At 40.4% G+C, this 13,260-nt stretch carries 15 protein-coding genes; 9 read left to right on the top strand and 6 right to left on the bottom strand.

What is annotated here, in order from left to right; translation table 11 throughout:
* Nucleotides 1-6 precede the first annotated feature (6 nt).
* The 3 genes from FVA72_RS21375 to FVA72_RS21365 form a co-directional block, all read right to left on the bottom strand.
* A complete protein-coding gene (locus FVA72_RS21375) occupies nt 7-654 on the bottom strand; it encodes an RraA family protein (RefSeq protein ID WP_094962910.1) in 648 nt (215 codons plus the stop codon).
* 48 nt (nt 655-702) lie between these two features.
* Nucleotides 703-2,013 carry an MFS transporter gene (locus tag FVA72_RS21370; RefSeq protein ID WP_110592780.1) on the bottom strand — a complete coding sequence of 437 codons (1,311 nt, stop codon included), beginning with the start codon at nt 2,011-2,013 and terminating at the stop codon, nt 703-705.
* 499 nt (nt 2,014-2,512) lie between these two features.
* A complete protein-coding gene (locus FVA72_RS21365; RefSeq protein WP_036959080.1) occupies nt 2,513-3,376 on the bottom strand; it encodes a YicC/YloC family endoribonuclease in 864 nt (287 codons plus the stop codon).
* Between the two features lie 123 nt (nt 3,377-3,499).
* Between FVA72_RS21365 and rph the strand changes: the two genes are divergently transcribed.
* Nucleotides 3,500-4,213 carry a ribonuclease PH gene (gene rph / locus FVA72_RS21360; RefSeq protein WP_137019344.1) on the top strand — a complete coding sequence of 238 codons (714 nt, stop codon included), beginning with the start codon at nt 3,500-3,502 and terminating at the stop codon, nt 4,211-4,213.
* 111 nt (nt 4,214-4,324) lie between these two features.
* A complete protein-coding gene (gene pyrE, locus FVA72_RS21355; protein WP_096863636.1) occupies nt 4,325-4,969 on the top strand; it encodes an orotate phosphoribosyltransferase in 645 nt (214 codons plus the stop codon).
* A 49-nt stretch (nt 4,970-5,018) separates the two neighbouring features.
* Here the strand turns inward: pyrE and slmA are convergent, their stop codons facing one another.
* From slmA to coaBC, 3 genes are all read right to left on the bottom strand, one after another.
* Complete coding sequence (slmA, locus tag FVA72_RS21350; RefSeq protein WP_004265112.1) at nt 5,019-5,618, bottom strand: nucleoid occlusion factor SlmA; 600 nt, start codon at nt 5,616-5,618, stop codon at nt 5,019-5,021.
* A 217-nt stretch (nt 5,619-5,835) separates the two neighbouring features.
* Nucleotides 5,836-6,291, bottom strand: a complete 456-nt coding sequence (gene dut / locus FVA72_RS21345; protein WP_110592781.1) for a dUTP diphosphatase — start codon at nt 6,289-6,291, stop codon at nt 5,836-5,838.
* Nucleotides 6,278-7,489 carry a bifunctional phosphopantothenoylcysteine decarboxylase/phosphopantothenate--cysteine ligase CoaBC gene (gene coaBC, locus FVA72_RS21340; RefSeq protein ID WP_004265117.1) on the bottom strand — a complete coding sequence of 404 codons (1,212 nt, stop codon included), beginning with the start codon at nt 7,487-7,489 and terminating at the stop codon, nt 6,278-6,280. Before coaBC ends, dut begins: the two co-directional genes overlap by 14 nt.
* 183 nt (nt 7,490-7,672) lie before the next feature.
* On the opposite strand from coaBC, the gene radC reads away from it, so the two are divergent.
* From radC to waaO, 7 genes are all read left to right on the top strand, one after another.
* The gene (radC, locus tag FVA72_RS21335) at nt 7,673-8,338 is read left to right on the top strand and encodes a RadC family protein (protein ID WP_094962934.1); all 666 of its coding nucleotides are present in this window, start codon (nt 7,673-7,675) and stop codon (nt 8,336-8,338) included.
* 274 nt (nt 8,339-8,612) lie between these two features.
* A complete protein-coding gene (rpmB, locus tag FVA72_RS21325; protein ID WP_004265123.1) occupies nt 8,613-8,849 on the top strand; it encodes a 50S ribosomal protein L28 in 237 nt (78 codons plus the stop codon).
* Nucleotides 8,850-8,860: 11 nt separating this feature from the next.
* Complete coding sequence (rpmG, locus tag FVA72_RS21320; protein WP_004265124.1) at nt 8,861-9,028, top strand: 50S ribosomal protein L33; 168 nt, start codon at nt 8,861-8,863, stop codon at nt 9,026-9,028.
* A gap of 198 nt (nt 9,029-9,226) precedes the next feature.
* Nucleotides 9,227-10,291: a lipopolysaccharide core heptosyltransferase RfaQ gene (gene rfaQ, locus FVA72_RS21315; RefSeq protein WP_110592782.1), complete on the top strand. Its 1,065-nt coding sequence runs from the start codon at nt 9,227-9,229 to the stop codon at nt 10,289-10,291.
* Between the two features lies 1 nt (nt 10,292).
* Nucleotides 10,293-11,414 (top strand): glycosyltransferase family 4 protein, encoded by a 1,122-nt coding sequence (locus FVA72_RS21310; RefSeq protein ID WP_110592783.1) that lies wholly within the window; start codon nt 10,293-10,295, stop codon nt 11,412-11,414.
* Nucleotides 11,411-12,208 carry a lipopolysaccharide core heptose(I) kinase RfaP gene (rfaP, locus tag FVA72_RS21305; protein WP_004265130.1) on the top strand — a complete coding sequence of 266 codons (798 nt, stop codon included), beginning with the start codon at nt 11,411-11,413 and terminating at the stop codon, nt 12,206-12,208. Before FVA72_RS21310 ends, rfaP begins: the two co-directional genes overlap by 4 nt.
* Nucleotides 12,209-12,232: 24 nt before the next feature.
* The gene (waaO, locus tag FVA72_RS21300; RefSeq protein WP_110592784.1) at nt 12,233-13,243 is read left to right on the top strand and encodes a lipopolysaccharide 3-alpha-galactosyltransferase; all 1,011 of its coding nucleotides are present in this window, start codon (nt 12,233-12,235) and stop codon (nt 13,241-13,243) included.
* Nucleotides 13,244-13,260: the final 17 nt, after the last annotated feature.

Here is a 13,260-nt window from a genome sequence, read left to right as displayed (position 1 = left end):
GCCTCCTTATTCAAAAAATTTCGCTGCACCTGAAATTGCCGCTAATGTTTCACCGGCATCAATGCGCTTTTTAACATCAATTTCAGCATGTTGGGCATTAAGGGCTCGTTGGCGATACTCTTGTAGAGTAACTTCATCTGCGACTAAAATGCCATCGCCATCTGCGATGATTAAGTTACCAGGATGGATCGTTACGCCATCTATGCTAATCGGCACATTAATTGCGCCTTCAATACCTAAAATTCGAGTTGTTAACGGACTCACTTTACGTGCATAAATAGGAACGCCAATCTCACGTAATGCTTTGATATCCGTGACACAACCATCAATGACAGCACCAGCAATTTTCTTTGCCCGTGCCATATAAGAAACCATTTCCCCCCAACAAGCACGATCATAATCCCCTGACATATCGATACAGACAACATCGCCTTCTTGCACAATGTCGAAAACCTTGTGTACGGCAGATGAGTCCATATGTGGAATACGAACAGTTACAGCATTACCAATAAATTGGCATTGTTCAATTTGTGGGCGTAATGTTTTGAGAAAACCGAAGTCAGTCATGTGTCCAATAGTTGACGGGCAAACATCACGGCAACTTTCGATAATTTCCGAGCTAAAACAAGCAACACGAGGATTTAATGTAAACATAGGGACACCTTTATTTATTGTATTGAACATAATGTATATGGGTGAAAATTAATCAGGATTAACTGCAGCAGCTAATGGTTTATCTGGCTGAATGAAAAACCAGCAAACAATCGCTAAACTGATAGGTATCACATTGAAAAGTAAAGCGACGGTCCAGCCGAAATGCTGTGCAAGCCAGCCACATAGAATGGGGGAAATAACACCACCGAGATTGCCCCATAAATTCATCCATCCACTGACAGAGCCTGCATATTGGCGGCCCTTATCTGCTGCAATCGCCCAAGAGGTCACAACTGGTAATCCTAGAGAACCGAGTGCAAGAGTTAACCATGCAACACTTGCAATGGCACTTTCAGTTTGAGCAGCACCGCAAATACCCACAATAAAGAGAATAAAACCGGTAATGGCGATATATCCCCTAGCGACTAACTGTGAGTACCCTTTGTTGAGTAACCAATCAGAAATTGAACCTGCAGTGAGTACCGCGATACAAATTGCTAGCCAAGGAAAACTGGCGGCAACGCCCATTTGGGTTAATGAGAAACCACGAGCCTCTTGTAAATAGGTGGGGAGCCAAATCATAAATAAGGTGGTCATATAGGCGACAAAAAAATATTGGAAACCAACAGCCCAGAACGGACGTTCTTTCATAAATTTGCGCCAAGGGGCTTTAACATCAGCACCTCCTTGCTCACTAATTGTTCGGCCTCCTTGGATAAATGCAATTTCACTTTGAGAAATTTTTGGATGTTGTTCAGGCTTATTTCTGGCAAAGAAATACCAAATCATACCGATAAGAATACCAATCACACCGAAGATATAGAAAACGGCATGCCACCCGAACGAAATCATAATAAATACGGTAAGGGTGGGGGCAATCACAGGCCCAAAATAGGAACCGGCAAGTAAGAAGCTAGCGGCTCGTGCCTTTTCATTTTGGCGAAACCACCATGTATTAAAGACGGCATTCGCAGGGTAGAGCGGCGCTTCTCCAACACCAAATAGGAAGCGTACGATACATAGCCAAATATAGGTAGGGGCAACGACCGTTAATATTGTGAATGCGGACCAAACGTAAAGGCTAATGGTTGCGATAAGCCTGCTACCAAACCGTTCTGCAAGTATTCCGCTTGGAATTTGGGCAAGTGCATAGCCAAGCGAAAATAACGCACCCAAAAATCCAAATTGAACTTTGCTCATTCCTAAATCGGTCATCATATGTTCGGCAACAATGGAAATATTGGCGCGATCCATATATGCAATCAAACCGATAATAAAAAATATTGCTGCTAATCCCCAACGTAAACGCCCTGGTGAGTCTTTTGTTGCTGGTGTTACAACAGAATCATTATGTGACATAGAGTTACCTTTTTATTGGTTTGTCGAGGTAATCAACCTTATTGTATTTATATTGAATTCAACTTGTATACAAGATGGATGTTAATAAGCAGTTATTGTGGTGTCAAAGATCTGTTTTGTTATCTGTGATTGAACTCAAAACATTTGATTGATTTATGAGCGAGATCTTATTTTTGGGAAAATACAGGAAGAAAATAATATTTATGATTAAAAATCAAATGATTATGTATTTCTATGGAAATTGATTTAATCGTTTCTATTCATTATTTGGAAAGAAATAATGAATATCGTGGTAATAGTCTATTTTTCCCCGAATACTTCTTGGGTAAAAATTTTTTAATATCTTCGAAGGGTTGTTGTGGAATGCAGGTTCAAAAATCGTGACAATTAGCACCTATTTCGAGTTAACTTGAGAATCTTTTCAAAGAAAAAAGCCAAACGATAAATAAGCTCACTTCATCGGTTGGCTTTTTTATGGATTAAAATCGCAACAGAGTGATTATTCGATGTTCTGAATCTGTTCTCTCATTTGTTCGATTAATACTTTGAGCTCAACTGCTGAAGTTGTGACTTCGCTATTAATTGATTTTGACGCTAACGTATTCGCTTCACGGTTAAATTCTTGCATCATAAAGTCAAGACGGCGGCCAGTTGCCTCTTTTTTCTTCAAGATATTACGTGTTTCTTTAACGTGTGCTTCTAATCTATCCAATTCTTCTGCAACATCAACACGTTGAGCCAATAGAATAAGTTCCTGTTCCAAGCGGTTGTTATCCACTTGAATGTCAGCTTCTTCTAACTTGTTTTGTAAGCGTTCACGTTGCCATTGTAGAATTTCTGGCATGTGTTGACGTACTTTGGCGACCTCTGCTAGCACACCGTCAAGTCGCTGTTCAATAAGTGTATGTAAGGATGCCCCTTCAGCTTCACGGCTTTGGATAAAGGCATCAATCGCTTCATCTAACCCTGCCATTAGTTGTTCGCTAATTATGTCTAAATCTTGCTCGCCAGCTGACATCACTCCAGGCCAACGCAAAATTTCTAATGGGTTGATTTCACCTTCATGGCTGTAATTTTTAACCCAATTCGCAGCACTGATTAATTGGCGGGCTAATTGCTCATTTAGGATTAACTCGCCACGATTTGCGCCATCTAACTCAAAGCGTAGACTACATTCCACCTTTCCACGAGTTAAGCGAGAACGCAGGCGCTCGCGAATGACGGGCTCAAGGCTTCTGAATTGCTCAGGTAAGCGAATATACGTTTCTAAATAACGTTGGTTCACGGAACGCAGCTCCCAGGCCGCATTCCCCCATTCACCCTTGATGTCCCGACGGGCAAAAGCGGTCATACTACGGATCATAATTCGTTCCCATTATCGTAAAGATTTAGGAGATTATAACGCTATGCAGGATGACAGGATAGGCATTATCGCTTGAACAACGTATAATGCGTCCCAATTTGAGTTGATAATGGAGATAACACCATGCGCCCAGCAGATAGACAAGCAGACCAAATGCGCCCGATTACCATCACGCGCAACTATACTAAGCATGCAGAAGGCTCTGTTCTTATTGAGTTTGGCGACACGAAGGTGTTATGTAATGCAACTGTTGAAGAAGGTGTTCCTCGTTTTTTAAAAGGGCAGGGGCAAGGTTGGGTTACAGCGGAGTATGGTATGTTACCGCGCGCAACAAATTCACGTAATCAACGTGAAGCTGCACGAGGAAAACAAACGGGTCGTACGATGGAAATCCAACGGTTAATCGCACGTTCTTTACGTGCTGCTGTTGACCTTAAAAAATTAGGTGAATACACCATTACTTTAGACTGTGATGTTATCCAAGCGGATGGCGGTACACGTACAGCAGCGATTTCTGGTGCCTGTGTAGCTCTAGTTGATGCACTGAACAATATAGTTGAGCAAGGTAAAATTGCAAAAAGTCCACTAAAATCAATGGTTGCAGCCGTTTCTGTCGGAATTGTAAATCAAGAAGCCCTATGTGACCTTGAATATGTTGAAGATTCTGCAGCTGAAACAGATATGAATGTTGTCATGATGGATGATGGCCGAATGATTGAAGTGCAGGGCACCGCAGAAGGCGAACCATTTAGTCATGAAGAGCTACTTGCTCTATTGGCATTAGCTAAAACAGGTTTAAATACCATTTTTGAAGCTCAGCGAGAAGCGCTGAAGTAAGTTAATCATTAATTAGGCGGCTAAATAGTCGCCTTTTTTATGTCTGCTGGTTCATCAACCAATTAGCAGCTTTGAATATAGATAAATAATCATCAACGAGGAGAATGACCAATGAAAGCCTATCAGCGCGATTTTATTGAACTTGCCATGAAAAAACAGGTACTTAAATTTGGTGAGTTTACGCTGAAATCAGGTCGTAAAAGCCCTTATTTTTTCAATGCGGGGTTATTTAATACAGGGCGTGATCTGGCACTTGTCGGTCGTTTTTATGCACAAGCATTACAAGATAGCGCAATTGAGTGTGATGTCATCTTTGGCCCTGCGTATAAAGGGATCCCTATCGCAGCGACGACGGCGGTAGCACTTTCTGAACACCATGACATCGATATGCCATATTGCTTCAATCGCAAAGAAGCTAAAGACCATGGGGAAGGTGGCGTGTTAGTTGGGAGTCCTTTGAAAGGGCGTGTTGTGGTAGTTGATGATGTCATTACTGCAGGAACGGCAATTCGTGAGTCAATGGAAATTATTAAACAACAACAAGCGACGTTGAATGGTGTTTTGCTATGTCTTGATCGCCAAGAAAAAGGTAAAGGTGACATTTCAGCAGTGCAAGAGGTTGAGCGTGATTATGGCTGTAAAGTTTACTCAATTATTACCATGAGCGATTTAATCACTTACCTCTCTGAACAGGAAGGTATGCAGGAACATTTAGCGGCTATGAAGGCTTACCGCGAACAATACGGAATCGAGTAAAAAAAGCCCTCGCCCAATGATGGGCGGGGTGAGTAGTATAAACAATCGGTTATTGTAACTGAGCTAGAATTAAAGGCCAGCGCGATTCAAACTCGACGGTTGGCCGATAACGAAACTCAGAACGTACAAAACGTGAGAGCATCCCTTCACAAAAGGCTAATAACTGAGAAGCAAGCAGTGACTCATCATGAATAAACCCATGACCATCACGTATTTTTTTCTCTTTTAACACCTGTCGCAATTGCGATTCTATACGTTCAAATAATTGATTAATACGATCTTGAAGCCTATCTTGCTCAAACATCAGAGCGTGGCCCGTCATTATACGCGTTAGCCCAGGGTTTTTCTCTGAAAAACCAAGTATTAGCGCTAGTATTAGTTTAATTCTAATTATCGTATCTTTTTCATCACTTAAAATCAGATTAATGCGCGAAACCAATGAGTCTTCAATAAACCCAATGAGGCTATCGAACATTTTCATTTTACTCGGAAAATGACGATACAGCGCAGCCTCTGATACACCAACCGTAGCAGCAAGTTTTGCTGTTGTAATGCGTTGGCTACCATCACTACTTTCTAACATTAACGCAAGAGCCTGTAAAATCTCATCACGTCTGTTACGTTTTTGTGTTGTCGCTTTTTCTGCCATGTCTAATAAGACCCCTGCTAAAACAGCAAAACAAACTATCCAAAATTTTGCTCTTAGTAAAGAGACTTACAAAGCAAAATGGATTTAAAAAATGTTTAAAATATAAGTAATGTTGAGCAAGTTTCCTGAAAGAAAATATACGGCTGATTGTTTTTATTCATAAAGATAGAACCTAATTCAGGTTCTATCTAGCATATTTGTTATCAGGATATTCTATTTATTGACGGCCGGAATGGCCGAAACCGCCAGCCCCACGCTCTGTTGCGTCAAAATCATCAACAATATTAAATTCCGCCTGAACAACCGGGACAAATACCATTTGAGCCATACGTTCACCGGGTTCAATAGTAAAATTTTTATCACTACGGTTCCAGACAGACACCATAAGTTGCCCTTGATAATCAGAGTCAATGAGCCCAACTAGGTTACCAAGTACGACGCCATGTTTATGTCCTAAACCTGAACGAGGTAAGATGACAGCAGCAAGGCTTTCATCAGCAATGTGAATGGCTAAACCCGTTGGAATAAGTTCTGTTTGACCTGGCGCCAGATCGATAGGTGCATCAAGGCATGCACGTAAATCTAAACCAGCAGAACCTGTAGTGGCGTAGGCTGGTAGAGGAAATTCATTACCGATACGGCTATCAAGGATTTTTAGGTCAATTTTTTTCATAACGTTGAAGTATCTCGTCAAGTAAATAGTGGCTTAATTCGTTTTTATTGCAGTGAGGCAAACGTGTATCACCGTTAGCATCAAAAATATGTAACGCGTTGTTATCGCTATTAAATCCATTGTCTGCTAGTGAGACGTCATTGGCACAAATGAGATCGAGTTGTTTTTGCTGTCGTTTTTGGCGTGCGTATTCTTCCACATTTTGGGTCTCAGCTGCAAACCCAACAACATATGGCCTATTGTGTTTTAGGTTGCCGACACTAGCCACGATATCTGGATTTTTGATAAGTGTAATCGAAACTTCATCACCTTGTTTTTTTATTTTGTTTTCAGCAATGTTTTTTGCTCGGTAATCTGCAACTGCGGCGCAACCAATAAAAATATTTTGCTCTGTAATGGTTTGATGAACTTGCTCATACATTTCTAGGCCGCTCGTGACATCAATCCGCTTAACCCCTTCTGGTGTTTCAATATTTACAGGGCCCGCAATCAAAGTGACGTCAGCACCACGTTGACTGGCTGCCTTAGCAATGGCAAAACCCATTTTCCCCGAACTATGGTTGCTGATGAAACGAACGGGGTCGAGTGCTTCCCGTGTTGGGCCAGCAGTGATCATTAATTTGATACCTTGTAAGTCGAGTTTAGGGGTAAAAAACTCACTGGTTAGACGAACAATTTCTAGTGGGTCAATCATGCGACCAGGACCAATATCACCGCAAGCTTGGCTACCTGCGTCCGGCCCCCAAATCATACATTGGCGTTGTTGCAGTTTGATTAAATTTTCTTGCGTTGCTTTTGCTTTGTACATTTGTTGGTTCATTGCTGGCACAAGTGCAATCGGTGCAGCGGAAGCAAGACAAACTGTTGTGAGTAAATCATTTGCCATTCCTGCACTGAGGCGAGCAATTAAATCCGCAGTAGCAGGCGCTAGAATAATGATATCTGCCCACTTAGCGAGTTCAATATGTCCCATAGCAGCCTCAGCGGCTGGGTCGAGTAAGTCATCGGAAACAGGATGCCCTGAAACGGCTTGCAAGGTTAAAGGTGTAATAAAGGCTTTTGCACCTTGAGTCATCACAACACGCACAATCGCACCTTTATCGCGCAAACGGCGGGTAAGTTCAGGGATTTTATAAGCGGCAATGCCCCCACTAATACCAATAACTATCTGCTTACCTAATAGTGATAGTTGATTCATTATTTTTATCCAATTCGGTCAACATGGGAGGCATATTACCACAGAGAAGCTAGAGGTGGCGCGCTCGATTTTTCGTCACAGTACTATTTTTGCGAAGCGCTACGCAAACCCATATGTGAGGGGTTGTGAATGTTTTTTAGGCTAGATAAAAAGGATGCAAGGGATTTAGGGACAAAGAATATGATGAGTGAACATCTAGATTTACCACCAAGAGAAAAGCTACTCGCATACGGGGCGGCTGCGTTATCTGATGCTGAGCTACTCGCTATTTTTTTGCGTACAGGGAGCCAAGGTGAACCTGTTTTGCAGCTTGCGAAGCGTTTAATACAGGAGTTTGGTTCAGTGTATTTGCTTCTACAAGCAGACTACGAAAAACTAAAACACTGTAAAGGAATGGGGAGTTGTAAATTTACCCAACTACAGGCCGTCAGTGAACTAGCTCGACGCTTTTTCTCTGAACAATTTTTATATGAAGATGTGATGACTGGGCCTGAACAGTTGAAAGCAAAGTTGTTGGATTTATTCGCAGGGCAAGAGCGTGAAGTTTTTGTCGTGATATTTTTAAATAATAAAAATCAAATTATTTGCCATGAAGAGTTGTTTAAAGGTACTTTGAACAAAGTTGAAGTCCACCCCAGAGAAATTATTCGCTTTGCCATAAAAATGAATGCGAACGGCATTATATTAGCCCATAATCATCCATCGGGTAACCCAGAACCCAGTACAGCTGATAGGCAAGTGACAGAGCGAATCCAGCGAGCTTGCGCTATTATGGGGATTAAACTACTTGACCATTTTGTCGTCGGGCATAAGCAATGTGTCTCATTTGTAGAACGAGGGTGGTTATAAAATTATTTTTTTGCCTAAAAAATGACAACTTTCTTTGTGTTGGGCTTGAGTGAAAACGATTGAAAGCGTATACTACGCCACCTTTAAGGATCTTGGGTTTGGCGAGAAGGGCCTATCTCAGTAAATTTTTACGTCTTAGTAAAGTAAATCTTTATTCAGGTATTAACGGTTTTTTCAGTCAATGAAAGTTTGCTGAGATGGGCTCCTAAGCCTGACGAGGCGGCCATACCCAGAACAAAAAAGCTCGAGCTGATTAGATTTTTGGAGAATAGACATGTCACGAGTCTGCCAAGTTACTGGCAAGCGTCCAATGAGCGGTAACAACCGTTCACACGCATTAAACGCGACCAAACGTCGTTTTTTGCCAAACCTGCACTCTCACCGTTTCTGGGTTGAGTCTGAGAAACGTTTCGTAACACTGCGTGTATCTGCTAAAGGTATGCGTGTTATCGATAAAAAGGGTATTGATGCTGTTCTTGCTGAACTGCGTACCCGTGGTGAGAAGTACTAAGGAGCTAAAAAATGGCTAAAGGTATTCGCGAGAAAATCAAGCTAGTCTCTTCTGAAGGTACAGGTCATTTCTATACCACTACGAAGAACAAGCGCACAATGCCAGAAAAACTGGAACTGAAAAAATTCGATCCAGTTGTTCGTAAGCATGTGATCTACAAAGAAGCAAAAATTAAATAATTTTGCTTTCTGCGTTAAAAACTCAGCTTCGGCTGAGTTTTTTTTTACCTAAAATTTGGGTTATCGATGATATGCGCATTCGAAGCTATGACCATTATAATGAAAGTAGTAACATAGAGAGTATTCATTGAATTAATAATGATATTTGTTGTCGAATGACTATTGTCTTTTACATATAGACTTGATTAAGAGTGCCTGGTGAAAAAACAGTTTAAAAAAATTCTTGTGATCAAGATGAGGTTTCATGGGGACATGCTGCTGACAACACCAGTTATCAGCTCATTAAAACACCAATATCCTGATGCTGAAATTGATGTTTTGCTTTATCAGGATACTATCCCTATCCTCTCTGAAAATGCTGAAATTAACGCTTTGTACGGCATGGCGGGGAAAAAAAGTGGTGGGCTAAATAAAGTATGTAATTTTATTAAGTTACTGCTAAAGCTGCGTAAAAATAAATATGATTTAGTTGTTAATCTAGCAGACCAATGGATGGTGAGTGTATTGGTTCGAGCAATTCCTGCTAGTACAAAAATTTCCCATCAGTTTGCCCATCGAGACTCTAAATATTGGTGTAATAGTTTTACGCATCTGACAGAGCCTGAGGGTGAACATGTTGTTCTAAATAACTTATCTGTGCTCAAGCCGTTAGAAATAAAAGAACTAAAAACACATCTAACTATGTCTTATTCAGAGCAGGATTGGAAAAATATTGATGAAAGGTTATTAAGCCTTGGTGTCCATAGCAGCTATGTTGTCATCCAACCAACAGCGCGCCAAGCTTTTAAGTGTTGGGATAATGAAAAATTCTCAGCTGTCATTGATGCATTGCAGTCTCGGGGTTATCAAGTGGTTTTAACTTCGGGGCCGAGTAAAGAAGATTTGGAATGTATCAGTGATATTGCAAATGGCTGCCAAACAAAGCCCGTTACTGAACTAGCAGGGAAAACTTCATTTCCTGAGCTAGGCGCATTAATTGCTCATGCCGCTTTATTTATTGGTGTTGATTCGGCACCCATGCACATTGCTGCTGCAGTTAAAACGCCAATAGTGTGCCTTTTCGGTGCGACAAATCATATTTTTTGGCGGCCTTGGAGCGATAATGTCGCTCAGTTTTGGGCGGGTGATTATGAAACTATGCCACCGAGAGAAGAGCTAGATCGTGATAAAAAGTATTTATCCATTATTCCAGCTTCTGATGTAATTAAAGCAACAGAGAAAATGTTGCCGATGAATATTCGCTCTATGATGACAAGGTATTAACATGAATCTGGCATTTTGCTTATATAAATACTTTCCGTTTGGTGGGTTACAGCGGGATTTCCTACGTATTGCAACTGAATGCCAGTCACGTGGTCATCACGTCCGTGTTTATACCCAATCATGGGAAGGTGATAAGCCTAGTGGTTTTGAAATTATTATCGTACCGATAACTTCAAAGACGAATCATGGGCGAAATGCACAATATTGTGACTGGGTGTTAGCTCATTTAAAGCAGCATCCTGCTGAGCGGATAATTGGTTTCAATAAAATGCCAGGGTTGGATGTTTATTATGCAGCTGATGTCTGTTATGCACAAAAAGTCGCTGAAGAAAAAGGGTTTTTGTATAAGCTGACACCTCGCTATAAACACTATGCCGCATTTGAAAAAGCGGTTTTTGCAGTGGGGAAACCGACACAGCTATTAATGTTAACGCCACATCAAATTAGTCATTTTAAAAAGCATTATGGAACTGAAAATGAGCGTTTTCATATGCTACCTCCCGGTATTGCCCAAGATAGAAAATATGATAAACAAATTGCTGACGCCAAAAGAGTTTATCGTGAAAAAAATCAAATACCTGAATCTGCATTTTTAGTATTGCAGGTGGGCTCTGACTTCAAACGTAAAGGTGTTGACCGGACCATAAAAGCCATTGCGGCATTGCCCGAAGACATTAAGAAAAACACGTTATTGATGGTAGTTGGCCAAGATAAACCGGTGAAATACCAGCAGTTAGCGAAAACGCTAGGAATCGGCTCACAAGTCTCTTTCTTTAGCGGACGTAATGATATTGCCGAATTAATGGCAGCAGCCGATATATTAATGCATCCGGCTTATCAAGAAGCTGCAGGTATCGTGTTATTAGAAGCGATTACTGCAGGTTTACCGATTATTGTCACAGAAGTGTGTGGATATGCTTCATTTATTAGCCAAGCTCAATGCGGTATTGTGGTAAATGAACCTTTTGAACAAACCGTTTTAAACTTGGCTTTAGAAAATAGTTTAAAAAATCCGGCTCAATTAGCACAATGGGCAAGTAATGCGTGCTATTTTGCGGATACAGAAGATTTGTATAGTTTACCAGAAAAAGCCGCAGATATTATTTTAGGGGGAAGCAAATGATTGAGTTAAAAACCCCTTTTAGTGAATTATGGAAAAATAAAGATCCCTTTATCGAAGCTGATAAGTTACAAGGTGAAGTTTTTCGTGCGTTAGAGACACGTAAAACGCTGCGTTTTGAACTTGAAGGGCGTAGCTATTTTATAAAAATTCATTATGGGACTACACTGAAAGAAGTCCTTAAAAACTTATTATCTTTTCGGTTGCCGGTATTAGGGGCTGATAGAGAGTGGAATGCTATTCATCAACTTACCCAAGTTGGAGTGGATACTATGAATGGCCGAGCTTTCGGGCAAAAAGGGGTTAATCCTCTTCGTCGCCACTCCTTTATTATTACTGAAGATTTGACCCCGACGGTGAGTTTGGAAGATTATTGTGCAAATTGGTTAGATAACCCGCCAACTTTCAGTACCAAGCAAATGATTATTCGTCGGGTCGCGAAAATGGTGCGTAAAATGCACGCAACGGGTATTAACCATCGTGATTGTTATATTTGCCATTTTTTACTGCATTTGCCATTTACGGGAAATGAAGAGCAGCTAAAAATATCGGTTATTGATTTGCACAGAGCACAACTCAGAAATTCTGTTCCAATTCGTTGGCGAAATAAAGACTTAATTGGTTTATATTATTCATCATTAAATATTGGGCTCACTCAGCGTGATGTTCTTCGTTTTATGAAAGTCTACTTTGGCTTATCGCTACGAGATATTTTGCAACAGGAAGCGTCATTGATCGCTAAAGCGGAAAGCAAAGCTGCACAAATTAAAGAACGTACAATTAGAAAGTCATTGTAAGTCAAAGAAAGAAGAGAGATATAAATGTTCTTCAATAAAGAAAATGCGGTTACACAACAAATTGATTTATCGTCATCTGATGCGATTGTTAATAATGATAGCTTACATATTTCCTATGGGATTGACCGTAATTTTCTATATGGTTGTGGGATCTCGATTGCTTCTTTATTGAAAACCAATCCTGATATCTCTTTTTCATTTCATGTATTTACTGACTATTTTGATGATGAGCAAAATAAATTATTTAAACAGCTCGCTGAGCAATATAAGACGAGTATTAAAGTTTATTTAGTTGACTGTGAGCAGCTTAAATCGCTTCCAAGTACCAAAAATTGGTCATATGCAACTTATTTTAGGTTTATTATTGCGGACTACTTTTCAAACCAGTTAAATAGAATGATCTATATGGATGCAGATATTATGTGCCAAGGAACGCTGCAGCCATTGCTAAATATTCAATTTAAAGATGATGAAATTGCTGCTGTTGTGCCTGAAAGGGATCGCAATTGGTGGCAAAAAAGAGCGGATGCTTTAGGAGTCCCAAGTATTGCTTCGGGGTATTTTAATGCAGGGTTTTTAGTTTTAAATTTAGTGAATTGGTCAAAATTTGATATCTCAACTAAAGCAATGGATTTACTTTCCCAAGATGCTGTGAAAGCAAAATTATCCTATTTAGACCAAGACATTTTAAATATGCTATTAACAGGGAAAGTCATTTACCTTGATGGCAAATATAACACTCAATACAGCATCAATTATGAGCTGCAAAAAGGCAAAAAAGAAAATCCAATCACGCCTGAAACGGTATTGATTCATTATATTGGCCCAACTAAGCCTTGGCATGAGTGGGCGAATTATCCAACAGCTCAACCCTTTATTAGTGCAAAGGACGCATCGCCTTGGAAAGATATTCCCTTACTGAAGGCTAAAAGCAGTAATCATTTGCGTTATTGTGCGAAGCATATGTTTAACCAAGGAAAGGTTTTCTCTGGGATAAAAAATAATCTTCAGTATTTCTGGGTTAAACTAAATTAAATAATAATTGGGTAAGT

Origin of the sequence: Providencia sp. PROV061, from assembly GCF_011045655.1 — a bacterium.
Taxonomy (GTDB): Bacteria; Pseudomonadota; Gammaproteobacteria; order Enterobacterales; family Enterobacteriaceae; genus Providencia; species Providencia hangzhouensis.
The sequence above is the reverse complement of the archived record's forward strand: the minus strand, read 5'-3'. Positions and strand labels throughout refer to the sequence as shown.

What these genes read in the sequence shown, in the direction of transcription:
- pyrE (WP_096863636.1), top strand. Translation starts at nt 4,325, where the DNA reads ATGAAAGCCTATCAGCGCGATTTTATTGAACTTGCCATGAAAAAACAG.
- coaBC (WP_004265117.1), bottom strand. Translation starts at nt 7,489, where the DNA reads ATGAATCAACTATCACTATTAGGTAAGCAGATAGTTATTGGTATTAGT.
- radC (WP_094962934.1), top strand. Translation starts at nt 7,673, where the DNA reads ATGAGTGAACATCTAGATTTACCACCAAGAGAAAAGCTACTCGCATAC.
- FVA72_RS21310 (WP_110592783.1), top strand. Translation starts at nt 10,293, where the DNA reads ATGAATCTGGCATTTTGCTTATATAAATACTTTCCGTTTGGTGGGTTA.
- FVA72_RS21375 (WP_094962910.1), bottom strand. Translation starts at nt 654, where the DNA reads ATGTTTACATTAAATCCTCGTGTTGCTTGTTTTAGCTCGGAAATTATC.
- rph (WP_137019344.1), top strand. Translation starts at nt 3,500, where the DNA reads ATGCGCCCAGCAGATAGACAAGCAGACCAAATGCGCCCGATTACCATC.
- rfaP (WP_004265130.1), top strand. Translation starts at nt 11,411, where the DNA reads ATGATTGAGTTAAAAACCCCTTTTAGTGAATTATGGAAAAATAAAGAT.
- dut (WP_110592781.1), bottom strand. Translation starts at nt 6,291, where the DNA reads ATGAAAAAAATTGACCTAAAAATCCTTGATAGCCGTATCGGTAATGAA.
- FVA72_RS21365 (WP_036959080.1), bottom strand. Translation starts at nt 3,376, where the DNA reads ATGATCCGTAGTATGACCGCTTTTGCCCGTCGGGACATCAAGGGTGAA.
- waaO (WP_110592784.1), top strand. Translation starts at nt 12,233, where the DNA reads ATGTTCTTCAATAAAGAAAATGCGGTTACACAACAAATTGATTTATCG.
- slmA (WP_004265112.1), bottom strand. Translation starts at nt 5,618, where the DNA reads ATGGCAGAAAAAGCGACAACACAAAAACGTAACAGACGTGATGAGATT.
- rpmB (WP_004265123.1), top strand. Translation starts at nt 8,613, where the DNA reads ATGTCACGAGTCTGCCAAGTTACTGGCAAGCGTCCAATGAGCGGTAAC.
- rpmG (WP_004265124.1), top strand. Translation starts at nt 8,861, where the DNA reads ATGGCTAAAGGTATTCGCGAGAAAATCAAGCTAGTCTCTTCTGAAGGT.
- FVA72_RS21370 (WP_110592780.1), bottom strand. Translation starts at nt 2,013, where the DNA reads ATGTCACATAATGATTCTGTTGTAACACCAGCAACAAAAGACTCACCA.